This is a genomic window from Pseudomonas sp. MWU12-2319 (assembly GCF_023242525.1).
GTDB lineage: Bacteria > Pseudomonadota > Gammaproteobacteria > Pseudomonadales > Pseudomonadaceae > Aquipseudomonas > Aquipseudomonas gingeri_D.
The window spans coordinates 48,160-73,932 of the sequence record NZ_JALJES010000025.1 but is presented as its reverse complement, the minus strand read 5'-3'; the positions used below and the strand labels follow the sequence as shown (position 1 = coordinate 73,932).

The following is a 25,773-nucleotide window of genomic DNA, read 5'->3' as shown; positions in this document are numbered from 1 at the left end:
AACCGGCGAGCTTCGCCCCAGGAGACTTCCGTGCTGCGCTGGAAGGGTTTGAAGTACTGTTTAAAGAACACAGCTAAGCAGAAAAAATGGAGTGGGCGCCCCACTAGTAGAGCGTCAATCATCACACCTGAAACTCCGGAAGCCCAAACGCTGGATATTGAGCCAGAACGAATCCGCCGGCTCATACTGAGCCAGGCTGATAGCGCACGCCTCCCCCCTATCATCCTCTCCGATCACCAGACGATCCCAATCGAAATCCGGGTTCATCGAAACGACATAGGACGGATGGGGGTCGTCGAGGCAGAAATGAATCGAGAATACGGACAACGGCGAGCACAGCTGGGTATCGCGGTCATAGAGTCGCCACAACTCAGGCATTCGCGGTTTGCAGTGCTGCACGGCAAAAGCCAACGCCTCAGGTAGATCATCCCAAACGGCCTGGACGACCCGTTGAGCATCGAGCAGACGCTCATCCGGCAACTCGCCTTTGCGGTGCTCAACGTAAATCAGCAATCGCCCGAACTGATACTCACATTGCCATACACCAGGACCGGCTTCCCAGTGACCCAGCATGGATTCGGTGAGTAGGTTGATGTCCATATTTGCCGTGGAGAACCCGTGATGAAAGGCTCGCAGGTTATAGCCTCTCGCATCGAAAATGAACCGCACAAAGGGTGTTTTTTGAATCACGTCAGTCTCGCGCATCCACGGAGAAGACGTCTCGTAATCAACGCTTATCACAGGCAGCCGCGGGCCGCTTTCAATCGGTCGTAACAAACAGGAATCGCCATTATTCGTTGAACGGCATCTCCAAGGTCGTCGCAATCCGAGCTAAAACAACCCTGCATTTTTTAGAGATCACGAGGGGCGGCTCATCAATCATGTAAAGCAGGTGCTCGAACGCCAAGCTAGCCTCGTTATGATCAACATAATCTAGAACAGCCTCCCTCCCATTCTCTAAACCGGCCTGAGCCAATGCATGATCCTCAGGCACAGGGCCGAGCTGTTCGTATGCCATGGACATCAGTGTGGAGACCTCATCAAGTACCTCGATGAAATCGGCCCTCAAGTCCTTGTTCCGGTGATGCATTTCAAATAACCCTTCGATTACGGAAAAAACGATCTGCCTGTTTACGGCCCATGGCACAGACGGCTCAGATGCCATATGAGCCAAACTGTGCGCACTCACAAGCCCCATCTCTCACCTGAATAGACACAGCCCCCAACGAGTCGCCCGTTCGGCAATAGATTATTTCTTCATGTCCTCCACCAGACTACCGATCACCAGGTCAGACACTTTGGTAAAGGCGGTGCGCAAGGCTTCGGGATCAGTCGCGTACTGCTCAGGGGTGTAGGCGGTGGTGTTGGCGTCATTGAATACTGAGATAGTTTCGAAATTTCGCCATACTGAGGTGCCGTTGCGCTTCATGGCGCCGTTGACGCCAATAACGGGGTACAACACGGTGCTGAAGTTCTTCAAGCAAAGCCCCCACTGCGTGACCATGAGTTCGACCTCGGCATCTGCTTGTTCGCCATCAGCGACGATGGTGAATAAATGCTCCCGTTTGACACGATCTTCAAAGCTTTTGCGGACCAGCCTGCCCAAGTCAATGTCGTGGGTTTGCATGTTGTTCCGGATTGCCCGAGAGACGTCCATGGTCGAGACATCGGCAGCTTTCGTTCCCGCCACTGTACCTACGCCAGCCAACGCGCTCGCCCTGGCGTTCGAAACACCGGCGACCATTCCAGTGGCCGCGCCAGCACCAGCGCCCAGGCCAGCGCCCCAGGCCTGATCCATACTCGTGTAGTTGAAGTTGTCTATCGCGACAAACACCGGAAGAATTTTTATGGTCTTGATTTGCTGACGGTCTTCAACACTCAGACTCTTGGTGACACACCCGGAAAGCAAAGCGAGCGCGCACACTGCGATTATTAGCTTCTTCATTTGATTGGAAAACCGATTACGTAGGTGAGTGGCATATCGCCCACGGGACGGGTTTCTTGAGTTCTGCAACGACCGCAGCGGCGCTTGTCGCGAGCGCAGATCGCAAAGCAGAGCCATGACAACATACCCACAATGTGCATTTCAAAGGTGGCCGAGTCCTCGACGCGGACTGGCGCTTTTGAGCCGGAAACGATGAAAACGGGACGCGATTATTGAATCGAACCGACCTCTTGGCCCTACAAAAAATGGCTCACACTCACCACAACAACGCTTCAGCCTCATCGTACTTTTCGGCAACCTTCAGAAAGGTGTTCGCCCATCCGCTGCTCATACTGACTTCTTGCAGTGGACCTGTGGGGGCAAACAGAACAGCAACGTTTATCCTTTCGGGCAGAACCCCAGCTTTCAGTAAACGGATCAAGCCTTCCAGCTCCGCTGTTGCTTCTTCCGTATCGGCCCAATATGACCAGCAGAACTCATTCTCTGGAATCGACACTAGCTCGACGGAAGCCTCCAGTACCTCAATGAGAAACTCAACAGGAGACGCATATTCAGTCTCCCCCTGGATCAAGCGTTTCAAATGGTGAAAGTCCATAAGGTATCCAGGCTTTTATCAGACTGATGAAAAACAGGGTGAGGTTCAGCACGCTGAAACAACATAGCGTGGCGAAAGTACATCGCCACGATGATGAGGAGTAGCCCTTCTGTGAAACTTGGATGAACATTATGAGGAGCCGACGATGCCAGCAGAAGGTCAGAAAGCCCTCTACCGCCGCCCCTCACGTAATTCCCTCTGCTAGCTGAGGTCACACCCACTCGGCTTAGGCCACGTAGCCGCCGGCCTTTGCGCCTTCACACTGGCCGACACTGGGATGTTCACGTTCTCAGTCCCGATCTCAGCTTCGAGCTCATTGATGCTTCGAATGTAGGTATCCAGATTGCCCAAGCCGGCCTGATTGGGAATGTACCAACTGATGGCCTGTGTCTCTCCTGCCGCATTCGTGGTGACGACCGTTTTCCAAAAATAGTCCGGCGTACGGATGCCATGGGAGGCCACGAAGTAATCGTTCGACGGATCGCTGTACACCACACCGCCATAGACATGAACCGTCGCCAAATCCCGATAGCACTCCGCAACCTCCTCGGCCTGCTTCCAGATACCGCGGTTGAAGGTGCCCACCTGCGGCACGATGTTGGTCATGTAGTTGGCTCGTCGAATGTAGGTCTCGTCGTAATCCATGTGGTTGGAGGTCACGAGATGTCCCCGGTCCCAACCACCGACACTGGAGTAAGTCGCCGCACTGGACTGCTGACCGCAGCCACTGGGCAGATCCGGGTCCAGACGAAACGACGAGGGGCGCGGCACCGACCCGGTATCGGCAGTCAGCACATACTGATAACGCAACGCGGTGTGGTTCGTGCAGTCATACGTCAGTACGAAGCCGCCCTTGTCGAGCGTAACGATGTTTGAGGCGACGGAGGCCCCCACGGTAGCCGATGATCGAAGCGCTTCATGCGTAGGGCTCTGACAGCCCGAGATGACCAGGAAGGAGAAACACAGCCTACCCAAGAGTAAATTCGTTCGCATGACATGTCCTTATGACGTGAACTGAGGATGACGCGCTGATTGTAGGCCACGGCCAGACGCCACCTCTATCCGCATCTATTGCGCACTGTTTCGAGCCCGCTCCCTGTCCCCACGATTATCGCCCCCGACAAAAACCACCTCTTCGCTGCAATGCTCAGCGACCGGCAAAAGCTCGCAGTGATTCCAGTGGAATCACAGTGGCGAACAGCCCACGTTCCAAGGAAAGTGGCTTGACGCACGATAGTCCCCATGCCCAGGATGAAGCATCTTGAGGAGGGATCCTTCATGCCAAACGTGCTTTACTTTGCGAGCGACGACAACTTGAACTGCGTCCAGGTGATGCGAAAGCGCTTCTCTGCAAGCACTTTCACCTCCGTGGCGGCCACTCCCGACCCCGCGACCCTCCTCGCCGCCCTCATCAAAGCCCAGCCGGTCGATTTGCTGCTTATTGGCACGCACGGCGCACACGCGGCCTTTCTTACCATCTCCGGCCACTCGGAGTCCGATGTACCAGGTTGTGACATCTCTTACGAAACCGACCACGCGCGACACACTCACCCCACCAGCTTCGGTACGACGATCAAGCCCTACCTCGCGGACAATGCCGTGATATCACTCATCTCTTGCTCCGTGGCCGGGGGCGATCACGGGAAGACCTTCATGATGGAAATATCAGCGGCGACAGAGGCCACGGTACGCGCGGCCGACAACGAGGTTCAGGTCAACACCGTGGGAGATGAAACGGTCAACGTCACCGTCAACAGCGGCGGCGTGTGGGAGAGTACGAAGGGGAGCTACCCAGTGGAAGTCACCAAGCGCGGGCATCGCTACCAATATTGGTGAGGGCAGCCTTTTGCCGAAGGATCGACGCGATGTGCTCTCCTTGAACTGGCGAGCACCGATCAAACAGAAGAACTGATTAAAGCGGCAGCGGCCCTTCCAAGGGGCCACTGCCCTCCAGCTCAAAGTCTCCACCGTCATTCCGGCTCATCAGCCTCAGGAGCCGGCACAGGACGTTCTGGCACCATCATGGAAAGGCTCTCGACACGATGCGGCAAAATCCCCACGCGACTGGCCTGTACCTTCATGGCCCGACATTCAACACCTTTGTCGTCCTCCCACTTGTCCATGAGCATTCGCCCTATGACCAGCACCCGCATCCCTTTACAGTAGAGCTCGGAATAGCGCTCAGCGTCCTTGTGCCAGACCTCAACACCGGCCCAGTACCCGCCTCGATCCTCGTACTTGCCATCATTTTTCGGAATCGGATTATCGAAGTAAACATTCAACCGAAGCAGCCGGTAAGGCTCGTTGTTACCGTTGGAGATCTCCTTGAACTCAGGCTCCGTGCCGATGTTGCCCTCACCCCAAAAATTGGTGGCCATGGTTAGTTCCCCTCCGTGTGATGACTGACGTCTTGATCCATTCGCTGGCGATAAACCTGGTCAGCCACCTCCACCTTGCAAGCACACAGGAACGCCTGACGGCTAATGCTGTGGGTCAGGCTGATCTGCATGTTGATCACGATCCGCTGTAGCTCCAGCGCATGAAGCTCGGGCACCAGGCCAATCGCGGTGCGCTCATCGCGGATCAACTCCGCCCACAGGTCTACGCCCATCTTGCTGCGATCCACCCGGCTCCAACGCAAGAACACTGTGCCCGCTCCAGTGGGCTGTCTCGTCAATCGAATGGGCAACAACGTGAACGGATAACGCTCGGCTTGGGCCAGTACGCCCTGGATGGCCAACTCGATCAGACTGCCCGTGAGTTGACTGCACGCATCCCCGAATTCAACCAGCTCCCCCTTACCCTTAAAAGGCTTTAAAAGCCCTTTAAGGAAGGCTGTGTGTTCCAATGCCTGGAAGGCAGTGTGTTGCAGCGGCTGGAAGGCAATGTGTTCTGCCTCAACGCCCGACGCCGCCGAGTGATCGTCCGCAAAAGTATCGCCTGAAATACTCATGGCATCACCCACCCACGCGTTCGGAACCCATCGCCGGCTCAGCCAAGCCCGCAATGGAAAATACCTGGCCATCGCCCACTGCATCCTCAACCTCGGCCCCGCCCTCAATCTCTTTTTCAACAGCCTCCAGCCGTCCCTCGCCATTGACCCGACGCCGAATGATCTGAGGCGCAAACTCGCAACGACGCGTACCCTCCAGCACATCCGCCGGCAACTCCCCAAACCGCTCCCGAGCTTCACGCGCCGCGGCATTGTTGGCGGCGAAATCCTCACGGGTCACCCCTGAAAACTTGAACTGCTGGGCCAAGCCAAACAGGCTGCGCAACACATGCCCGCCCGCATTGATCCAGCGCTCCATATCTCGACGCCCCATCAAAGCCGTGTGATTAGCCAACAGCAACTGGCGGGCGATGTTGTCGTAGTCAATCAGCAGGTAGACGGCCAAAAAGCCCAACGGAGTGTTGATATAGAGCGGCACCGTGACCGGGTGAACATTGAAGTTTTCACCCACCTGCATTGCAGAGGGCAGACATCTCATCAACTCGTCCAGTTGCCCCCGAATCAGCGTCAACGCGTCTTTCGAGTGCACGAGTTTCTCGTGGATACGGATCATCCAAAAGTCGGCGTAAGGGTCATCCTGCTCAGCCCCGCGCTTGATCTTGTTCACCAGGCTGACAAAACCGTTGAGGCTGATGATGCTGCTCTTCTCCTGTTCCGCCGGCCTGCCTTGCCAGATGCGAACAGCGTAGTGAGTGTGAAGCGTGAGCTCCATGGCGCTACGCAAAGGACCAAGACTGAGTGGAAATGGATTAGACATGGAAGGCTCCTGATAGATTGAGGTCAAGGCATCAGTGTCATCAGGAACAGGCGAGGCGTCAGTCGACAAACAGGTTTACGTATGATTCGTTTTAACGCGCGAAGGTCGAGAAGCGGAACTCGCAGGATGGGGGATGGGACAGGCGAGCCGCGTGCCGATTCACTGAAAATTCAGTAGCACCAAGCCAGTATGATTCCAGTGGAATCACCTGGAGAACTTCCCCCCAGCTCCCCACTTGCCAGGGCGAACGGGGACCCACTGCGGTCCCCGAGATAAAGCCGTGGAAGGATCCGCTGGCGATCACAGCAGGTCTTGAGTGATCCAGCTTTGGATAATGCTCCAGACCTTCGCCAGACTCTGCGTTGACTCTCGCTCAGTCATCAGCATGGCTACCTTCAAAACGGAGCGCATATCCTGCAGGTTGGTACTCTGCTCCTTCGTGAGTTTGGCCCAATGCTCCCGGAGAATGGCCTCATGCTCAGGGCCGACTTTAGGTAAGCGTCCCTTACGACAGGCAATCCCCAGAATGTCACGCCGGACAGCGACCTCCTTGGGTGGCAAACCAAAGAGCTCAGTGATCATGGCCGTACTCGCGCCCAAGCTGATCGCACGCCGGATCATGCCCTCCTCATCCATATTTCTGGCATGGGCCAACAACCGTTGGACAATGGTGCCATCCACGATAACCCTAAACCAGGGGACCGGTGAGTTCACCAAGGCCACCATGTTGTGAGGATCACTCAGGGTTTGTAAGTCCTTTTCTTCAAACCCCATGGCCAGGCAGCTACGCAGTTGGCCATTTTTGATGTTGTCTAAAACTTGAAAGGCGACTGCCAAATTCAAAGGGAGCACATGTACCTCCACCATTCCATGGTAATTAAACAACCTGACTCACAGGTCGATCTTCCTGTCGTTCAACAAGACGCCGAGCCAAACGTATGACCCGGAACAGCTTGATCAGGGCGATATCACTGAGACGCTCTGGTCTCGACACCGGCTGATCGTTGAGCGGCAAACCGCCCAGAAGTAATTGCCCGAGCTTGACCGAGAATCGGTCGCCGGACATTTCAAAGGGCAACGCCAGATTAGTGTTGCCCCTGAGTGGTGCTGGCCCTGAGGCCAGTCCACAACCGTCGCTCAATCCCTCCAAGAGATTGAGGAGAATGAGCGCCTGAGGCGTGAGCCCCTCTGGCGTGATAGTGAGCGAATCATTGCCCCAGTCCACCGGATAGATGCACTGATAACCGATACCCTGGTTCCTCGCGCAGAAGAACTCAGGCGCTAGCGCCACCTCATCGGCGATGTCCCGCACCAAACCAAAAATCGCCTGGCGCAAACCCTCAGGATCATCGACAGCACCTTCGAGATCGTCACAATCCACCGCCCCATTGGGTTCATCCACCTGCACGGCTACGAACGGTTGAGGCATCGACTCGACAGCCGCTGTCGCATCACCGTTGTCACTGATCTGCAGCGGTCCGACCACTTCAGTGCAGGGCATTTGTTCCGGTGTGATCGAGCCTATAGGGTCCTGAAGGCCTGTAGGCTGTTCCTCTGCCGTGAGCGTGAACGGCAGCTCGCCCAAAGGCCCAGGCGGGACCACTTCGCCAACCCTCAAAGGATTGCCAGACGCCGGCACCTCGGATACCCCAGGAGCGTTGTCAGTGGCCTGCCCTGCTTGCGGCGATAACAATGGAGTTGTCTGGGAAAGCTCCATCGCATGCTGTTGCGACACCTGACGTTCGGGTTCAAGGAGGTCCAGTTTCAGCGCGTTGTAATCCTGCCCCAGTAACTGCGCCATCTTATGCAGCAACTCATCTTGGAAACGTTCGTAGCTGAAATCTCCCTGGTCAAACAGGGTAAGAGTCTCCTGGAACAGGGGGGCGTGATCCATCGCTTGCCCCACTGCCCCCGCGTACTTCAACCAAGTTCTTTCACTCAACCGGCGCAGCGCAGTCAGCTTTTCGATTTGGGGCTTACCCAAGCCTGCGTGCAACGTATTGGGAATGGCCGGCAGCAAATAGCGCACCGTGTCCTGCATCTTGCTGATGTGAGACTGCGAAACCGGGTAACCATCGGCCATAAGGCGCTTGGCCAACTCCCGCTGGGAAAGCCGCGCCTCCAGTTCCTGTTCATAGAACGCCTTCAGCCGCTCCACCCCCAGCGCCCGCTCAATAAAGGTCAGCCCACCGTGCAGGTCGTTCTCCGTCAGGTGCCCTGCCAGGGCAACGATCTCCCCACGAGCCGGCCAAGGACGAAACAAGCAGTGAATACGAAAGAACTGCTCGTCTCGGGTTTCCTGCCAGAGATCATTGAGAATCGCCAGCCGCGTATTACCACCGTTGCGGATGATGAAGTGCGCCTCTCCTGGCCTACGGGTGATGGGTGGTGGCGCGTCCAAACCACGGCTGAGGATGGAAGCCCGTATCTCGTCATACAGCGGGTTGCGGTTCACCCGGGGGTCGTATTCATAGGCCCGCAGTTCGTCCAGCGTCACAATCATCGGGGTGTCGACAACGGGATCAGGTAATCGCGCCGTCATCGTCTCTTCCTTGTCGTCCCTCAAAGACCTCGAGAGTCTCTGCCAAGTCCTCAAAATCGGGTTGAGGCTCATAGCAATATCCCTCGAGCTGAACACGCAACACCTCAACCCCTGTCCAGCCCTCCAGGCGGCAAGCCAGTTCGTACAGGAAATCACGGCGGTCCAAGAACTCCCTGCTGAGCTTGAACAGCACCGTGCAGGTGCCATCGAAGCTTTCATCAAGGCCCAAATCCATTTGTGCATTCTCCCTGTTGTAGCGATCGCCCACAGCGCCGACCGCCTTCTACTTCGCCTTGTGGCAGGAATGACTCAGCAGCCCCACCAAACTCTCCTCCTGCAAGATCCGAATCCGCACCCATCGTCTATGAGCGTCATCGTGCATGTCATCGGATCCATTCCGTAATGACGCTCTTGATTTTTAGTTCATTTCCTAAGAGGTCTCTGTCAGTAAAAGCGCCTCATCAAAGAGAAAAGCAGGCGCTCATTGTGAGAAGCACAGCGGTTATCAATCCATGGGGGAAATGTCGCCACGGTCACTGATAAAAAAGAGCAACCCAACACCTGTACCCGAAGTAATCACACGTCGATGCTTGAACCTGAGTGCGTCTGCCGGAGCTCCCGTTACGCCTCAAGGCTGATGTTTGATGCGGTGAAATACTGAGCCTCATGGGCACGGGAAGCGGACGCCCGCAATCCACCTTGCTATCCTGCTGCCCGGGGCTGCTACAGGCGACTTCATGGATGATGTGGCTGCGCCAAACGTGATGAGCCCCGCGCCACTGCACAATGCCAATCAGTACAACCTGAACCACGAGGTCATGAACAGTGAGAGTTGCAATTGCGTTGTTGTTGAGCCTGCTGCCGGTTCTGGCTCAGGCGACAGAGGTCGGCGAACGCCTGGCCCCCTGGACCTTGCTTGATCAATATGACCAGCCCTATAGCCTGGATGCACATACCCAGGTTCTGTTGGTCGCCCGCACCATGGACGGCGCCAAACTGGTCAAGGCCGCCTTGCAGGACAAACCCAAAGGCTTCCTGGAAGCCCGCCATACTGTCTTCATCGCGGATATCCAACGCATGCCCGCGCTGGTCAGCAAACTCTTCGCCATTCCCGCCATGCGTGACTACAACTACCGCGTCATGCTCGACCGCGACAGTCGCGTGGTGCCACGTTACCCAGGCGCTGAAGAGAAGGTACTGTGGCTGCAACTGGACAACGGCCGGTTGGTGGCACAACGCGAATTCGCCAGTGCCACCGATTTGCGCGCAGCGCTGGATAACGTGGCAACCCCATAACCGCCTCCACGTCCTGAGGCCGTCCTGAACAACCCGATCAGGACTGTCGCCTTACACTCCCCCAACCGAGCCCAGTAGCTGAAAGGCCGGTTCTAAAACCGCCCCATCGACCAGCCTTCGTTATCAACCGAAGGAATATCGACGTTACTCAACATAAAGTGCTGCTTATAAATCTGCTCACCCACCTTCCTCAGGCCGTATAAGAAATCTAGTCACCGCTTTTTAACGGTCTCGCCCCCTGATTTCGGCACCGCAATCGGTCGTTTTTTAACGCCTAAATCTCAACTTTCCGTAAACGTCCAAGCCTGAAAATTCGTACCCGCCCAAACACACTTTTCCTCCAATACTTCATCCAACAAAGCATTAGGCCTGCAAAAACATACATGACAACCCACAGAACACAGCGAAAAGGCCTACAGACAAGATAATCAACCCCAATCAACATACGCCCCCTGACTCATCAGTGCCATGTCATCGCCACCACAGCCCACACGTTTAATGCAATACCGCGGTTAAACAACATCACGGAAGATTTTCAAGGTGAATCATTTAAAACTGCTATCCAGCCGGTACTTGCAGATAGCAAACGCCACCATCGATGACATTAACTTCGCTGGTGAAGATCTACGATTTTCTTCTGACTTTGAAAACATCGAGTCCGAGATATCCAAAGCAACATCCCTACACGGTACAAACGTCGTCGATTGGACCCACGTGCGGGAGCACTGCGAAGTTTTCATTGAGACACGCTCGAAGGATCTGCGCGTGATGTCGTGGCTGGTCTGGAGCCTGTTCGAGTGCGAGTCCTACCACGGCCTGGTCGCCGGCATGGGGGCTCTCCGTCATCTGTGCACGGCTCACTGGGAGACGTTGCACCCGCAAAAACCACGGACACGTGTCGCAGCCTTGAACTGGCTGTTTTCGAGGCTCGAACAGGCTTCATTCGAGCACGCGGTTATCAACGAGCAATTGCCGGTCTTCCGTGAGTTGTCAGAGCACCTTCGAACGCTCGATCAACATTTCTGCACGCATTTAGGGGACGAGGCCCCCTTGCTGCTCCCGCTGTGCAACCGGCTTGATGACCTGATTGAGCGCGCCCAGCGTGGGAACCCGGAGCCAAGCGTCATTGAGTCAACGATCACCCACGTCAAGCAAATAGCAACCCGCGTCTTTAGCGCCAACGAACCGCTTGCCAACGAAAAAGACGCCCTGAAATCCCTGCGCGATATACAGGAGCAGTCCAAGCCTCTGTGCACTTACTGGCTCACGCAGAAAGTCAGCGACCAGCGTGCCTTGCGCCTGTCTCGCACGCTCTTGTGGCTGACCATTGAAACGCTCCCCGAACACAACGCCGATCGGATCACCTCGCTGAGGGGGATTCCGTCTGACAAGCTGAAGAGCTACCTGGAACGCTTTGAACAGGCGCAATACACCCAGCTTCTTTCAGAGCTGGAGCCCAGCCTGGTTCGCGCGCCGTTCTGGTTAAGCGGTCAACGTCTGGCGTCGCTGAGTTTGAAAGCGCTGAAAGCCGAACAGGCCGCACAGGAAGTCGAAATACAACTCGCCCTCCTGCTTCAACGGGTGCCAGGACTCGAAGAGCTACATTTCCATGACGGCACCCCCTTTGCGGATATCGAAACCAAAGCTTGGATTCGCGCTCACGTGATGCCGCTCAGGAAGAAAGCGGACACTCCAACTCAAACGGTACAGCGTCAAACGGAGCCAGGACGCATCGGTTGGGAGCAAGCACTGGAGGAAAGCCAGCGCCTGTTGAGCTCGGCCGGGCTAACGAACGCCGTACAACACTTCAAAGAAAACATGCGCCAGGCCGGACTCGGTCGTGAACGGTTTCTCTGGCAACTGGCGCAAGCGCGCCTATGCATAAGTGCGCACAAGTATGAGTTGGCAAAAGCTCAACTCGACGCCTTGGACCACCACCTTCAGTCTGCCGGACTGCGGCACTGGGAACCCGAACTTAACGTACAAGTGCTGACCCTTCTGCGTCACTGCTGCGAGTTACTCGAACCCAACCATGCGTTGAATGAACGCAAAGAGCAAGTGCACAAACTCCTGTGCCACTTCGACCTTGAAGCCGTACTGAATTAAATCGTTCCTACACCCCAACCTGGAGAACTGAGATGGCCAAAGAAGGCTCAATCGCCCCTAAAGAACGCATTAATGTGACGTACAAGCCCGCCATTGATGGCGTTAAGGAGGAGATCGAACTCCCTTTAAAGCTCATTGTGCTTGGCGATTTCACTCAACGGACTGACGACCGAAAGATTGAAGATCGTAAGCCGATCAGCATTGATAAAAACAACTTTGACGAAGTTTTAGCTAAACAAACACTCAGCCTCGACATTGCGGTACCGAATCGGCTGCTAGAGAACAATACCGAAGACGAGCTGGCAATCAACCTCGAAATTAAGTCAATGAAAGACTTCAGCCCTGCCTGCTTAGTCGAGCAAGTACCGGAGCTGAAAAAACTCATGGAATTGCGCGACGCTCTCGTCTCGTTGAAAGGGCCACTGGGCAATACCCCCGCTTTCCGTAAATCCATCGAAGAGGCCCTTGGAGACGTCGGGGATCGAGGCCGTGTGCTCGCCGAACTCGGACTGACCGCTGAAATTCTTCCGACTGCCTAAATCCATTACAACGAGGAGCCCACACCGTGAGTAAGCAAGCAGCTGCCGTCCGTGCTCAACCCGTAGAAAGCACCACCATTCTTGATCGCATCATCGCCGAAACCAAACTGACGCCAGAAGATGACGCTTATGCCATTGCTAAACGCGGCGTCTCTGCGTTCATCGCGGAACTGCTGAAACCTCAGAACCAGGGGGAGCCGGTCAAAAAAGCACTGGTGGATCGCATGATCGCGCAAATCGATGAGAGGCTCAGCCAGCAGATGGACGAGATTCTGCATCATCCGCAGTTCCAGTCGCTGGAGTCCGCCTGGCGTGGCCTGCACTTGTTGGTGGAACGCACCGACTTTCGCGAGAACATCAAGCTGGAGATGCTCAACGCGTCCAAGCAGGATCTGCTCGAAGACTTCGAGGACAGCCCGGAAATCGTTCAATCGGGTCTCTACAAGCATGTCTACAGCGCAGAATACGGTCAGTTCGGCGGCCAGCCCGTCGCGGCGTTGATCGCCAACTACTTCTTCAACCCCAGTGCTCCCGATATCAAAACGCTGCAATACGTCTCCAGTGTCGCGAGCATGTCCCACGCGCCCTTTATCGCCGCCGCCGGCCCGAAATTCTTCGGTCTGGACAGCTTCAGCGATCTGCCCGACCTCAAGGACCTGAAAGATCACTTCAAAGGCCCGCAGTTCGCCAAATGGCAGAGCTTCCGCGAGCAGGAGGACGCACGCTATTGCGCCCTGACGTTGCCCCGTTTCCTGCTGCGTTCCCCGTATGACCCGGAAGAAAACCCGGTATCCCGTTTCTCCTATAAGGAAAACGTGGCCGCCAGTCATGAGCACTACCTGTGGGGCAACACCGCCTACACCTTTGCCACCCGCCTGACGGAGAGTTTCGCCAAGTACCGCTGGTGCCCGAACATCATCGGCCCACAAAGCGGTGGCGCCGTCGAGGATCTGCCTCTGCATCACTTCCAGAGCATGGGTGAGATCGAGACCAAGATCCCCACCGAGGTGCTGGTTTCGGATCGCCGTGAATACGAACTGGCGGACCAGGGTTTCATCGCCCTGACCATGCGCAAAGGCAGCGACAACGCCGCCTTCTTTTCCGCCAACTCGGTCCAGAAAGCCAAGGAGTTCGGGATCAGTGAAGAAGGTCGTGCCGCCGAGCTGAACTACAAACTGGGAACTCAGTTGCCCTACTTGTTCGTCGTAAACCGACTGGCTCACTACCTCAAAGTGCTACAGCGGGAACAGATCGGCTCCTGGAAGGAGCGTACCGACCTGGAGCAAGAGCTGAACAAATGGATCCGTCAGTACGTTGCCGACCAAGACAATCCGAACGCCGAAGTCCGAGGTCGCCGTCCATTGCGGGCCGCTCAAATCAAAGTCACCGATGTACAGGGTGAGCCGGGCTGGTATCGGGTCAGCCTCAGTGTGCGCCCTCACTTCAAGTACATGGGGGCCGAGTTCACCCTGTCGCTGGTGGGAAAACTGGATAAAGACGCCTCCTCCGACGCCGCTGCGCAATAACCATGAGCGGATACGGCAGCCTTTTCGAGCGTCTGAACGGTACGCCTGATCAACGTAGCGGTTGGAACCGTGAGGCGTCCGTCATGGCCTCCGTCGCTGAGCATCTATCCAAGATGCTCAGCACCCGAGCGGGCAGCGTGCAAACGTTGCCCGATTACGGGCTACCGGATCTCAACGATCTGCGTTTGGACCTGCACGACGTGCTGAAACAGGCCCGCAGCGCCATCAAGCACTGCATTGAAACCTACGAGCCCCGCTTGACGAACGTCACTGTTACCTCCTCGGAGAACAGCCATCACTTGCGGTTGGCTTTCACCATCAGTGGATGGCTCGACGTCGATGGCGTCAAGCGCGAGGTCAGGTTCTCTGCCCATCTCGATGGCAATGCAAAGGTCCAAGTACTGGGAAGTGAAACCTCATCCGATGGCATTCGCCACGCGAATGACGATAAGGACTAAGTGCTCATGTCGCTTAACCACTACTACCAAAGCGAACTCACCGCGTTACGCCAACTCGGCAAACGGTTCTCGGAGCGTAACCCCGCGCTGGCACCTTTTCTGGGGCAACGCGGTGGAGACCCAGACGTGGAACGTCTGCTGGAGGGGTTCGCCTTTCTGACTGGTCGACTCCGGCAAAAACTCGACGACCAACTGCCGGAGTTGACCCACTCGCTGATGCAATTGCTGTGGCCGAACTTCATGCGGCCATTGCCTGCCTTCAGCATGTTGCAATTTGATCCTGCGACCGTCTCGGGGCCCGCTCAAATCATTCCTCGCCATACAGACGTCAAGTCACAGCCTGTACAGGGGGTGAATTGCCGGTTCCTCACTGCGTTCGAGACCGAAGTATTTCCCCTGAAACTGGACGCGCTGAACTACACCAGTGACGGTAACGGGGCGGTCATGACGTTACGGCTGAAGATGACGGCCGAGGGTCATATCGGCGACTTGGATCTGAAAAAGCTTCGCCTCCATCTGGCCGGCGAACCTTACATCAGCCAACAACTCTACCTGGGCCTGAATCGGCACCTCAGCGAAGTTCAGTTGACACTCCTGGACAAGGAAAACGACCCCCTCACGAACATCGACAACGAACCGGCCAGGCAACAGCTGGGGCCTGATCACATCACGCCGGTTGGTTTTGCCGAAGAAGAAGCCCTGCTCCCCTACCCCCTCAATACCTTCCGCGGCTATCGCTACCTACAGGAATACTACGCCTTCCCGGAGAAGTTCCTGTTCGTCGACCTAACCGTGCCGGAGCTTACGAAGCATCAACCACAAGAGCTTGTAGAAAAAGCCCGCAGCATCGAGGTGCGCTTCAATTTCAATACCGCCCCCGACCAACGCATCCAACCGACCTTAGAGAACGTGCGGCTTTACTGCACGCCTATTACCAATCTGTTCAAACACGATGCCTCTCCTATCCGCCTGGACGGGAAAGAGGACCGCTACCTGGTCAAGCCCAAAGAAAACAAGAATGCCCATTACGCGGTGTTCTCGGTTGATAAAGTGTCCGGCTGGAACCTGGAGGAAGGCGGAGACATCGACTACGTCCTGTTCGAGTCCTTTGAGCATGACGCCAGCTTCGACGTCCCTACGGCCAAACCGTATTACAGCATTCACCAAGAGACTTCGCCTCTCGACAACGGCCTCAATACCTACCTGAGCTTCAGCACACGCGATCACGAAAACACACAAACGGTCTCGCTCGAACTGACCTGCACGAATCAGAACCTCGCGCGTGAGCTCAAAGAAGGCGACATCTGCCTGCCGGGGATCGGTGCTCCCGGCCTCCTGAGCTTCAGAAATATCAGCCCGGCCACACCCAGCTATCCACCACCGCTGCACCGCGACTACCTGTGGAAGCTCATCAGCAACATGTCACTCAACTACCTGTCATTGGCGAACGTCGATGCCCTCAAGGTCATTCTGGAAACCTATGACCTCCCCGGCTACTACGACCCACAGGCTGAAAACATCAGTCGCAAACGGCTCGCTGGCCTGAAGCATATCCGTCATTCCAGGGCGGACCGTCTTTACCGAGGCTTGCCCGTAAGAGGCGTGTGCACGCACCTGACCGTTGACGCAGAGGCTTATAGAGACAAAGGGGAGCTGTTCCTGTTTGCGTCGGTACTCAACGAATTCTTTGCGCTGTACACGAGCCTGAATTCCTTCCATCAACTGCAGGTAGAAAGCGCGCAGGGAGAGCGATACGAATGGACACCTCGTATGGGCCAACAATCGCTGCTGTAACGCCGCTCAACCGAAGTATCCGTGAGTACAGCCTGTTCCAGGGCGTGCAACGGGTGCTCGATCGGCTGAGAAAGGACACTCCCGAGCCGGTAGATGACGAAGTGCTTTATGAGCGCATCGAGTTCCACGCCAACCCCAGTCTGGGTCACGCGGGCAGTGATATTGATCGCCTGGAGTTTTTCAAGGAACACGGTGTGTTGCACGCCCGGCTGCACCTCAACCTATTGAGTCTGATCGGGGCCGGCTCACCCCTGCCCGCGTTTTACGCGGAGCAGGCGCTGGGAGACCGCGACCAGAACAACCCGACCCGGGCCTTTCTGAACCTGTTCAATCACCGGTTGCACCGTCTCCTGTTTCCGATCTGGCAGAAATATCGCTATCACTCGCGGTTCCAGAGCGGCGCTGAAGACGCCCTCTCCGAGCGGTTGTTCGCCCTGATCGGATTGGGCGGACAGACCATCCGTGATGCCACACAACTGAACTGGAAGCGCTTGCTGCCTTATTTGGGCCTGCTGAGCCTGCGTGCTCACTCAGCAGCCTTGATCGAATCGGTGCTGCGTTACTACTTCAAGCATGCCGAGCTGTATATCGAGCAATGCCTTCAACGCGAAATGCCCATCCCACGGGATCAGCAAAACCAACTCGGCCACCTCAACCATCAACTCGGCGAAAGCCTGGTATTGGGCGAGCACGTCACCGACGGTTCGAGCAAGTTCCGCGTGCATATCCAGCAACTGAGCTGGGAACGCTTCCACGACCTGCTGCCCATTGGCTCAGGTTATCAACCGCTTTGTGCCCTGGTGGATTTCTCCCTACGCGACCCATTGGACTACGACATTCGCCTTCAACTACGTCAGGAAGAAATACAGGCGCTGTGCATTGGCCAAGCCAGCGCCTGCCTCCTGGGATGGACCAGTTGGCTTGGCCGCGATCACGCCGATGGTGTCGTGACGCTGAACAGTCTTTCAAGCAGCAAGGACGGAAACTGATGATCAATATCGATTTGCAGCAACTCGTACAGGCCCTGGACGCAGACGCCAAACAACATTTGGAAACCGCCGCCGAGCGATGTGTGAGCCGTAACGGCAATCAGATCCTGATTGAAGACCTGCTCCTGTGCTTCCTCGATGAGCCTCTGGGCCTGTTCGTTCGTGCCCTTCAAGATGGAGGTATCGAGCCGGCCGAAATGGCCAAGGCACTGGAGTCCAAACGCGAGTGCACGGAATCGCGCAATCCCACGTTTGCCCCTGAACTCGTGCAGTGGCTACAGGATGCCTTGTTGGTTGCCCACCTTGAACTCGGCCAAAGCCAGATTGATCAAACGGCCTTGCTCTTGGCACTGCTGCGCAACCCACTGAAATATGCCGGCAGTCAGTACCAAGCCTTCCTCGCCAAGCTGAACGCCGAACGACTGCGCGACTATGCCTTGTCGACCGCCCCCCCGAAAAACCAGACCACCACGACACCGGGCAACTCTGCTCTCGACCGCTTTACCCGCAACCTCACGCAACAAGCCCGAGACGGCAAGCTGGATCCTGTACTGTGCCGGGACAACGCCATTCGCCAGATGATCGACATTCTCTGCCGCCGTCGCAAAAGCAATCCCATCATCGTGGGAGAAGCGGGTGTAGGGAAAACAGCCTTGGTCGAAGGGCTGGCTTTGCGCATTGTGGCCAAAGCGGTGCCGCAGGCACTGGGCGATGTGGAGTTGTTGTGCCTGGACCTCGGCCTGCTGCAAGCCGGTGCCAGTATCAAAGGGGAGTTTGAGCGCCGCTTGCAAGGTGTGATTGATGAGGTCAACGCCTCGCCCAAACCCATCATTCTGTTCATCGACGAAGCCCATACCCTTATAGGCAGCGGAAACCAGGCCGGCACTTCTGACGCCGCCAATCTGCTGAAGCCGGCCTTGGCCCGTGGCGAGCTGAAGACTATCGCCGCCACCACCTGGGCCGAGTACAAGAAATACTTCGAGAAAGACCCCGCCTTGGCGCGGCGCTTTCAACCCGTTCATGCCCATGAACCCACCGTCAGCGAAGCGGTGACCATTCTGCGGGGGTTGGCTCCCCTCTACGAAAAAAGCCACGGTGTCTATTTACGAGACGATGCCGTCATCGCCGCGGCCGAACTGTCGGCTCGCTACCTGACGGGCCGACAGCTTCCCGACAAGGCCGTGGACGTGCTCGACACCGCCTGCGCCCGCGTACGTATCGGCCTCGCCTCACCTCCCGAAGCCCTCGAACGGTTGCGCACCGAGCTCTCGGAAGGTGAACGTCGCCAAGAGGCCATGCGCCGCGACATGGACTCAGGGCTTACGGTCGACACCGAGGCGTATGAACATCTGTGTACCCGGTTGCAAACCATCAAAACAGAGCAATCGGCACTGGAAGAGCGTTGGAGTGCCCAATGCGCGCAGGCGCAAAACGTGCTGACATTGCGCGAAGAGTATGCGGCAGCTTTGAGTGCCCACACCGAAAGCGGCGATTCACTCCCGTCTCCACTCAACGGACTGGAGCAGCAACTGCGCAAGGCCCAATCGCGCCTCACCGACCTTCAAGCCAACGAACGGTTGGTCAGTCACGAAGTCTGTCCACGTCTGGTGGCCGAAGTCATCAGCCAGTGGACCGGCGTGCCACTGTCTCAATTGGCCCGAGAGCACAGTGAACTTGTAGCCACCTTCGGTGGCGAACTGCGCCAGCGAGTGCTCGGACAAGAACAGGCCGTGGAGGCCTTGGACCGAGCCATGCGTGCAGCCGCCGCCGGACTCAATCCAATCGATGCCCCTCTCGGCGTGTTTCTGCTGGTAGGCCCCAGTGGCGTCGGAAAAACCGAAACAGCCTTGGCCCTGGCCGAGACCTTGTACGGCGGCGAGCGCTTCCTGACGACGATCAACATGTCCGAGTTCCAGGAGAAACACAGCGTCTCACGGCTGATTGGCTCTCCGCCCGGCTACGTCGGCTACGGAGAAGGCGGCATGTTGACTGAGGCGGTCCGGCAAAAACCTTACTCAGTGGTCTTGCTGGACGAGGTCGAGAAAGCCGATCCGGATGTCATGAATCTTTTCTACCAGATCTTTGACAAGGGCGTGGTCAACGACGGTGAAGGGCGCGAAATCAACTTTCGCAACACCCTGATCCTCATGACCTCCAACCTCGCCAGTGAGCAGATCATCGACATGTGCGAAGAAGGGCAACGCCCAAGCGTGGAAGCACTGGAGCAGGCCATCCGCCCTACCCTCAGTCGCCACTTCAAACCCGCGCTGCTGGCCCGTATGCGTGTCGTGCCTTATTACCCCGTGACCGGCGAGGTACTGCATGAGCTGGTTAAGCTGAAACTGGCACAACTGCAACAACGCCTGGCGTTACGCAAACTCACGTTTTCGCACAGCGAAACACTGGTCACCCACTTGGCCCAACGCTGCATTCACAGCGACAGTGGCGCTCGGTTGATTGACCACCTGATCGACCGCTCTCTACAACCACAAATCGTTGATCGGATACTCGCCGCGCTCGCCCAAGGCAACGCGCTGAAGGGTGTGCATGCCACCGTCGACCACCAGGGAGCGGTTGTTTGTGAGTTCGCTTGATTCACTCCAAGCCGAATCGGCACCCACGACCGAAAGCCTGCTGGAACAGATCACCCTGTTGGCGGCCGCACAGGACAGCGCGGGCTTGTTTGACAACCTGGTCACCGTGGCGGCCCAGCTCAGCGGCTGTGAATTGAGTCAGCTGTACCTGCTGGACACCACCCAAACCTGCCTGACCTTGTCGGCCATGCAGTGTGACGGCCAGTTGCAGCTGCCAAACAGCGCCAGCCAGCCTGCTAACTTCTACAACGAACCGTTGCTGGAGTTCTGCTTGCGTGAACACCGGACACTGAACATCGATACGCTGCACAGTGGTCTTTACCCAACGGATTTTCTGCCGGCCAGCGAGCCGTCCTGGAGCAGCCTGCTGTGCACGCCGCTGGTGGACGAGCACGCCACCTTGGGCGGGCTACTGCTGATCGGCAGCCGAACGGCTCGCGACCTGGGTGTCTGCACAGGTTCGCTCACCCAACTGGGCCGCTTCGCCTTGGCTCAGGCCGATCTGTTGCACCGCCTTCAAGGAACCGGCAACCCACTCAAACGCTCACCGCCACTGCCTACCCCGTCATATGGTCTGATTGGCAATAGCCCCCCTATGCTCGCGGTCTATCGCCTGATCAGCAAGGTGTTGATGAGCCAGGTCAGCGTGCTGATTACCGGCGAAACCGGGACCGGAAAAGAACTGGTGGCACGGGCCATTCACGAGTCGGGCTCAAGAAGCACCCGGCGCTTCGTGGTGCAGAACTGTGCGGCGCTGCCGGAAAACCTGCTGGAAAGCGAACTGTTTGGCTATCAGAAAGGCGCCTTCACCGGCGCTGATCGAAACCACAAAGGGCTGTTCGATGTGGCCAACGGCGGCACTCTGTTTCTGGACGAAATCGGTGACATGCAATTGTCCCTGCAAGGCAAGCTGCTGCGCGTTTTGCAAGAAGGCGAAGTTCGCCCGATAGGCAGCAGCGATACACACCGCGTCGATGTACGCATCATTGCGGCGACCCACCATGATCTGCAAAAACTGGTTGAGGCCGGGCGCTTTCGCAAGGACCTGTTCTATCGCCTGGCCTCATTCCCCATCGAGCTGCCACCGCTACGCGATCGGGGCACAGACATCCGCCTCCTGGCTCAGCACTTCTGCGACGACACTTGCCGGTCGCTCAACCGCCCACCATTGGCTTGGTCCGAGGCCGCGCTGGAACAGCTGGAACGTTATGGCTTTCCCGGCAACATCAGGGAGTTGATTGGGTTGGTCGAGCGTGCGGTGCTGATCTGTGAAGACACTGAGCTTCATCCTCGGCATTTCACCCTCGCCGAAAACACCGAACGCCCCAAGCCTGGGCCCATGAATCTGCGCCAGTATCTAAACGACGTTGAACGCCACGTGCTGCTCGAAAGCTTGCGTCGCAATGCCGGTAATCAGAGCCAAACGGCCAAGGAACTGGAGCTGTCACGGCGCACGTTGATCAACCGCCTTGACCGCCTGGGTATCGCGCCTGACGAGTTCAGATCCAAAACCGCACAGCGCTCGTTGGGCTGATCCCGCCCCTGATGAACCGAAGGAGAACAGACACTTAGCCACACCAGAAAAGACCTAAAAACCTACGACCAACACCTGATATCAGCCCTATCAACCTTTGACTCCTTGTTTAAACGAGGCGGGATTCTGTCGTTCAAAAAATACCCTGGAGCAACGTTATGCCGACTTTTCTAACTGTCTTTTTCATGGTGCTGACCTTGGCAGGCTGCACCGGTAACTACCGTTTCAGCGACCCCGATTACCGTGCATTGGGTGACCCCAATGCCCTTCAGCGCAATAAGTGAGGCGGAGGGTTCAAACATGCAATTAGTGATGCAATTGCTCGATCCACCCAGCGATCTGCCCAGCCATCTGCTGAGCATGTCCTTTACCCACCAGGGCGGAATCATCGGACGTAGCCATCAGAGCCAATGGTGCCTTCCCGATGTCACGGCCAAGTTGTCAGGCAGGCATGCACACGTCACTTACCGGGACGGCCATTTCTACCTCACTGACCTCAGTCAGAACGGCATCTGGTTGCACAAGGATCAGCGACGCCTGGAAAAAGCTCGGACCTACCGTATCGATGACGGAACGGTCTATCAGATGAGTGACTTCAAGATCGTCGCTCGATTGACTCAGCCTGTGGAACACCAGGCGCCGAGCGTGGGGATTCCCGAAGACTATCAATTCGATCTGAGTCTCGACCGACAGGATCAACAGCCCCAATGTGAACCGCTACCGGCTCACATGCAGGACCATGCCCCCCTTGAGACACAGCATTTCCCCCTGCCCACCCTGATGGTCGAGGCCGAACCAACCCCTCCGCCCACACCGACGCCTCCCGATCCCTTCTGGCAGGACTTCAGTGCCGCGCTGGGCGTGGATCTTCGTCACTTGGATGAGCCCGCGCAAAAGGCCGTTGCGATCAAGGCTGCGCGGTTGCTACGCCTGAGCGTGGCCGGTGTACACCAATGCCTGCACACCTGCAGCAGTATCAAGAACGAGATGGGCATTCCTCCCACCGTTGATAACCCGGCAGTGAATGAACCTAGCGAATCACTGCTCGAAAAGCTGCTACTGAGCAACGGTACCAACGCAACGGTGCACCTCAAAGAGCAGCTACGCAGCCTGCAATCGCACCAGCTCGCCACCCTGGCGGCGAGCCGTGCCGCCTGGCGCGGGGCACTCGAACAATGGGCACCGAACAATCTGGCACTGCACTTCGAACAGCAAGAGCCTCGACGCCGCTTGTTCCGTAACGCCGGTTACTGGCGTGCCTATTGCCGCTTCCACCAAGAGTTGAGCCAGCAGGACAGCGGCCCCGACCGTGTATGGACTCGGCACTTCGTCCAGGCCTACACCGAACAACAACGGCTGCTCAACAACCTCAGCCTTCTTTCCTCTGGAGAACGATGATGCCGTTTATCAAGACGCTGACGATTCTTACCTGCCTGCTGTTGCTCAATGCCTGCTCGGTGCTGTCGCCCTACTCCTCGCTGACCAAACTGGACCTGACACTCTCGGGCAGTGACACCCTCAACCCTGACCTGCATGGTCGCCCCTCGCCCATCGTCGTGCGACTGCTGGAACTCAAACATCCAGTGTCGTTTGAAAACGCCGACTTTTTCAGCCTCTACGAGCGGCCCGAGGCAGTGCTGGGCAGCGACCTGGTGAGCAGCGAGGAACTGGAACTGAGCCCCGGCAAGCGGATCGACCTGAAGCTGCGGGTCAAGGACGACAGCCGCTACGTCGCGGTGCTCGCGGCGTATCGCGATCTTCCCGAAACCCGCTGGCGCTACGTACTGGCGCTGGAGCCGGAACGGATCAAGCGTTACTCGCTGTTACTCGACAGCAGCGGTATTCACCTGCCCAACCCGCAGACACCTGACTAGGAGGTTCAACCATGAGTCACGATAAGCCGGTATGGACGGAAGGCATGATGCTGCGTCCGCAGCACTTTCAGCAGCATGATCGCCATTACGAGCACCAACTCAATTTGCGTACCCAGTTGCTGGGGCCGTTCAACACAGGTTTTTTCAATCTTGAGCTAAGCCAGGCACACCTGAGGCAGGGCAAGCTGTCGATCCAGTCGGCCTCGGGCGTGCTGTCCGATGGGAGCCTGTTCGACATCGGTCATGCTCACTCAAACCTGGTGCTGGACATTCCCAAGAACACTCAGGGCATGTCCGTGTACCTGGGGTTACCACTGGTCGGCGGTGGCGCCGTGGAGACCCGCCCCGCCGACATGAGCGAGGTGTTGTCCCGTCATATCAGCCATGAAGAGAACGTTCATGACAGCAACGCCGAGGGCAACTCGCAGTGTTCCATCCGTTGCTCTCGCCCGGACTTTCGCTTGCTGCTGGGCGACGCCCACCACGATGCCTTCGTCAAACTCAAGGTCTGCCAGATCCTGGGAATTGATAACAGCGGCGAGATCACGCTCGACGACCGTTACGCACCGAGCTATCTGCACATCAAGGCCGCCCAAAACCTGCAAGCCTGCGTCCAGAACACCCTTAATCAGCTCAATAGCCGGGGACAAGCCATCGCCGGGCGCATGAACGCAAGCCATCAAGTGGCAGGTGCCGAACTGGGTGACTTCATGATGCTGCAACTGATCAACCGATCAGAACTGTGCATCAGCCAGGCGCTGGAGATGGGAAGGCTGCATCCGTATGAGATTCATCGCCATCTATTGGCTTTATTGGGTGACCTGAGCGTTTTTGCCAACGCGCGGCGCCCGACTGGACTCAAAGCCCTCTTCTACGATCACGACGATCAGTTGGGGTGTTTTCAACGCTTGCAGGTGCAGATCAGTGAGGTGTTGTCGAAGGTGCTGGAACAGCACGCCGTTGAACTGCCCCTGGAGCAAAAGGACTACGGTATTCAGTTGGCCCACTTGCGGGACCGAAGCCTTGTGCAAAGCAGCTACTTCGTCCTGGTGGCCCACGCCCAAGGGTCCGCCGAAGCACTGCGCAGCCGTCTGCCTGAGCACCTGAAGATCGGTTCCATCGCGAACATTCGCGACAAGGTCAACCGACATCTGCCTGGCATCAAGCTGACCCCGCTCCCCGTGGCCCCCCGACAGATTCCCTACGACCCTCGTCGCTCCTATTTCAAGTTGGAAGTGACCCCGGAGGAGCTCTCGGAGCTTGAACGTTCGAGCATCTTCGCGCTGCACGTCAGCGGCGAATTCGCAGCGCTTGAACTGAACTTATGGGCCATCCGGAACTGACCTATGAATAACGCATCCTTTGCCCCCGATGACAGAAAAACCGTCGTTGTCAGCCGAGACGGTCGTGAACCGGAACAGAGCACGCTGACCGACCTTAACGCCGCGCGACATAAGCCTTTGAGACCCCAACGCATTGAGTCGCATCGCTACGCGCCTGTCGAACTCTTTGAAACCGGCATCAATCCCCTGGCCGGCGCCGCATCGCCCTTGCTGGCAGAGATCGTCGGGCTCAGGCATCAGAAACATCCTGAACCCCTCGACCAACTGCAAGAGCGCCTGCTCACGGCGCTCAAACGCTTCGAGCAACGCGCGCACCACAAAGGCATGGAGCAGAACGCAATACTCGACGCTCGCTACCTGCTGTGCACCGCCATTGATGAAGCCGTGCTGAGCACCGACTGGGGTGCAGGTTGGTCAGGCAAAACCCTCTTGGGGCAGTTGCACAACCAAACCTCGGGTGGGGAGCAATGTTTCCAGATGATGAAAAGGCTCTTGGAGCGACCTGCGGTTCACCTCCAGATGCTGGAACTGATGTTCCTGTGCGTCTGCTTGGGTTTCAAGGGCAAGTATGCCCTTGAGGCTAATGGCACTCGGGAACTGGAGGAAATCCGCGAGGAGCTCTATCGCAAGATCCGCGCAGAGCGCGGCCCCGTACCCCGCGAGCTGTCTCCCCATTGGCAAGGTCAGCGCCCTAAGCCGCAACGTCCCCCCCGCATTGTCCCGTGGTGGATGGTCACGCTGTTCACGCTGATCAGCCTGGGTGCCCTCTACACCGGCTTCGCCTGGGTGCTCGGCGAACAACGCGAAGACGTGCTCAAGCTCTTCGAGATTCACGGTACGGCAAGCGCCGTGCAATCGTCTTAATCAA

The 25,773-nt window shown here is 57.0% G+C and carries 26 protein-coding genes; 15 read left to right on the top strand and 11 right to left on the bottom strand.

All coding sequences use genetic code 11. The features are described from left to right. Positions 1-114: 114 nt before the first annotated feature. From M5C01_RS29370 to M5C01_RS29350, 5 genes are all read right to left on the bottom strand, one after another. Positions 115-690, bottom strand: coding sequence for a hypothetical protein (locus tag M5C01_RS29370; protein WP_248764431.1), 576 nt, complete (start codon positions 688-690; stop codon positions 115-117). Positions 691-790: 100 nt separating this feature from the next. Beyond that, a complete protein-coding gene (locus M5C01_RS29365; protein ID WP_248764430.1) occupies positions 791-1,165 on the bottom strand; it encodes a hypothetical protein in 375 nt (124 codons plus the stop codon). Positions 1,166-1,249: 84 nt separating this feature from the next. Then, positions 1,250-1,945: a hypothetical protein gene (locus M5C01_RS29360; RefSeq protein WP_152741865.1), complete on the bottom strand. Its 696-nt coding sequence runs from the start codon at positions 1,943-1,945 to the stop codon at positions 1,250-1,252. A 256-nt stretch (positions 1,946-2,201) separates the two neighbouring features. Beyond that, positions 2,202-2,540, bottom strand: a complete 339-nt coding sequence (locus M5C01_RS29355; protein ID WP_152741866.1) for a hypothetical protein — start codon at positions 2,538-2,540, stop codon at positions 2,202-2,204. A 201-nt stretch (positions 2,541-2,741) separates the two neighbouring features. Next, positions 2,742-3,533 (bottom strand): DNA/RNA non-specific endonuclease, encoded by a 792-nt coding sequence (locus M5C01_RS29350; protein ID WP_152741867.1) that lies wholly within the window; start codon positions 3,531-3,533, stop codon positions 2,742-2,744. A gap of 285 nt (positions 3,534-3,818) precedes the next feature. Between M5C01_RS29350 and M5C01_RS29345 the strand changes: the two genes are divergently transcribed. Beyond that, positions 3,819-4,376, top strand: coding sequence for a DUF4347 domain-containing protein (locus M5C01_RS29345; protein ID WP_178129999.1), 558 nt, complete (start codon positions 3,819-3,821; stop codon positions 4,374-4,376). Between the two features lie 134 nt (positions 4,377-4,510). Here M5C01_RS29345 and M5C01_RS29340 read toward each other — a convergent pair whose 3' ends face one another. From M5C01_RS29340 to M5C01_RS29315, 6 genes are all read right to left on the bottom strand, one after another. Further along, the gene (locus tag M5C01_RS29340; RefSeq protein WP_152741868.1) at positions 4,511-4,918 is read right to left on the bottom strand and encodes a single-stranded DNA-binding protein; all 408 of its coding nucleotides are present in this window, start codon (positions 4,916-4,918) and stop codon (positions 4,511-4,513) included. Between the two features lie 2 nt (positions 4,919-4,920). Next, a complete protein-coding gene (locus tag M5C01_RS29335) occupies positions 4,921-5,493 on the bottom strand; it encodes a DUF3158 family protein (protein ID WP_152741869.1) in 573 nt (190 codons plus the stop codon). A gap of 4 nt (positions 5,494-5,497) precedes the next feature. Beyond that, on the bottom strand, positions 5,498-6,310 hold the full coding sequence (locus tag M5C01_RS29330) for a PFL_4669 family integrating conjugative element protein (protein ID WP_152741870.1): 813 nt from the start codon (positions 6,308-6,310) through the stop codon (positions 5,498-5,500). Between the two features lie 300 nt (positions 6,311-6,610). Then, positions 6,611-7,162 carry an STY4526/YPO1902 family pathogenicity island replication protein gene (locus M5C01_RS29325; RefSeq protein ID WP_178130000.1) on the bottom strand — a complete coding sequence of 184 codons (552 nt, stop codon included), beginning with the start codon at positions 7,160-7,162 and terminating at the stop codon, positions 6,611-6,613. A 25-nt stretch (positions 7,163-7,187) separates the two neighbouring features. After that, positions 7,188-8,852, bottom strand: a complete 1,665-nt coding sequence (locus M5C01_RS29320; protein WP_178130001.1) for a ParB family protein — start codon at positions 8,850-8,852, stop codon at positions 7,188-7,190. Continuing rightward, on the bottom strand, positions 8,833-9,120 hold the full coding sequence (locus M5C01_RS29315) for a hypothetical protein (RefSeq protein ID WP_178130002.1): 288 nt from the start codon (positions 9,118-9,120) through the stop codon (positions 8,833-8,835). The genes M5C01_RS29320 and M5C01_RS29315 overlap by 20 nt, the downstream gene beginning before the upstream one ends. Before the next feature lie 557 nt (positions 9,121-9,677). Here M5C01_RS29315 and M5C01_RS29310 point away from each other — a divergent pair. The 14 genes from M5C01_RS29310 (at position 9,678) to icmH (ending at position 25,769) form a co-directional block, all read left to right on the top strand. Then, positions 9,678-10,148: an FAD/FMN-containing dehydrogenase gene (locus tag M5C01_RS29310; protein WP_178130003.1), complete on the top strand. Its 471-nt coding sequence runs from the start codon at positions 9,678-9,680 to the stop codon at positions 10,146-10,148. Positions 10,149-10,688: 540 nt separating this feature from the next. Beyond that, positions 10,689-12,254, top strand: a complete 1,566-nt coding sequence (gene tssA / locus M5C01_RS29305; RefSeq protein WP_178130004.1) for a type VI secretion system protein TssA — start codon at positions 10,689-10,691, stop codon at positions 12,252-12,254. Between the two features lie 32 nt (positions 12,255-12,286). After that, the gene (gene tssB / locus M5C01_RS29300) at positions 12,287-12,793 is read left to right on the top strand and encodes a type VI secretion system contractile sheath small subunit (protein WP_152741872.1); all 507 of its coding nucleotides are present in this window, start codon (positions 12,287-12,289) and stop codon (positions 12,791-12,793) included. 26 nt (positions 12,794-12,819) lie between these two features. After that, positions 12,820-14,319, top strand: a complete 1,500-nt coding sequence (gene tssC, locus M5C01_RS29295; protein WP_178130005.1) for a type VI secretion system contractile sheath large subunit — start codon at positions 12,820-12,822, stop codon at positions 14,317-14,319. Positions 14,320-14,321: 2 nt separating this feature from the next. Next, entirely contained in the window at positions 14,322-14,777 is a 456-nt protein-coding gene (gene tssE, locus M5C01_RS29290; RefSeq protein ID WP_152741873.1) for a type VI secretion system baseplate subunit TssE, read from the top strand. A gap of 6 nt (positions 14,778-14,783) precedes the next feature. Then, entirely contained in the window at positions 14,784-16,571 is a 1,788-nt protein-coding gene (tssF, locus tag M5C01_RS29285; protein ID WP_152741874.1) for a type VI secretion system baseplate subunit TssF, read from the top strand. After that, positions 16,535-17,560: a type VI secretion system baseplate subunit TssG gene (gene tssG, locus M5C01_RS29280; protein WP_152741875.1), complete on the top strand. Its 1,026-nt coding sequence runs from the start codon at positions 16,535-16,537 to the stop codon at positions 17,558-17,560. Before tssF ends, tssG begins: the two co-directional genes overlap by 37 nt. Beyond that, on the top strand, positions 17,560-20,154 hold the full coding sequence (gene tssH / locus M5C01_RS29275; protein ID WP_152741876.1) for a type VI secretion system ATPase TssH: 2,595 nt from the start codon (positions 17,560-17,562) through the stop codon (positions 20,152-20,154). Before tssG ends, tssH begins: the two co-directional genes overlap by 1 nt. Beyond that, positions 20,141-21,688: a sigma 54-interacting transcriptional regulator gene (locus tag M5C01_RS29270; RefSeq protein ID WP_248764429.1), complete on the top strand. Its 1,548-nt coding sequence runs from the start codon at positions 20,141-20,143 to the stop codon at positions 21,686-21,688. The genes tssH and M5C01_RS29270 overlap by 14 nt, the downstream gene beginning before the upstream one ends. A gap of 158 nt (positions 21,689-21,846) precedes the next feature. Then, complete coding sequence (locus tag M5C01_RS29265) at positions 21,847-21,972, top strand: type VI secretion protein (protein ID WP_152741878.1); 126 nt, start codon at positions 21,847-21,849, stop codon at positions 21,970-21,972. Between the two features lie 16 nt (positions 21,973-21,988). After that, positions 21,989-23,086: a type VI secretion system-associated FHA domain protein gene (locus M5C01_RS29260; RefSeq protein ID WP_178130006.1), complete on the top strand. Its 1,098-nt coding sequence runs from the start codon at positions 21,989-21,991 to the stop codon at positions 23,084-23,086. Continuing rightward, on the top strand, positions 23,086-23,562 hold the full coding sequence (gene tssJ / locus M5C01_RS29255; protein WP_152741880.1) for a type VI secretion system lipoprotein TssJ: 477 nt from the start codon (positions 23,086-23,088) through the stop codon (positions 23,560-23,562). The genes M5C01_RS29260 and tssJ overlap by 1 nt, the downstream gene beginning before the upstream one ends. Positions 23,563-23,573: 11 nt before the next feature. After that, positions 23,574-24,905 carry a type VI secretion system baseplate subunit TssK gene (gene tssK / locus M5C01_RS29250; RefSeq protein WP_152741881.1) on the top strand — a complete coding sequence of 444 codons (1,332 nt, stop codon included), beginning with the start codon at positions 23,574-23,576 and terminating at the stop codon, positions 24,903-24,905. A gap of 3 nt (positions 24,906-24,908) precedes the next feature. Further along, positions 24,909-25,769 (top strand): type IVB secretion system protein IcmH/DotU, encoded by an 861-nt coding sequence (gene icmH, locus M5C01_RS29245; RefSeq protein ID WP_152741882.1) that lies wholly within the window; start codon positions 24,909-24,911, stop codon positions 25,767-25,769. The last annotated feature ends 4 nt before the right edge of the window (positions 25,770-25,773 follow it).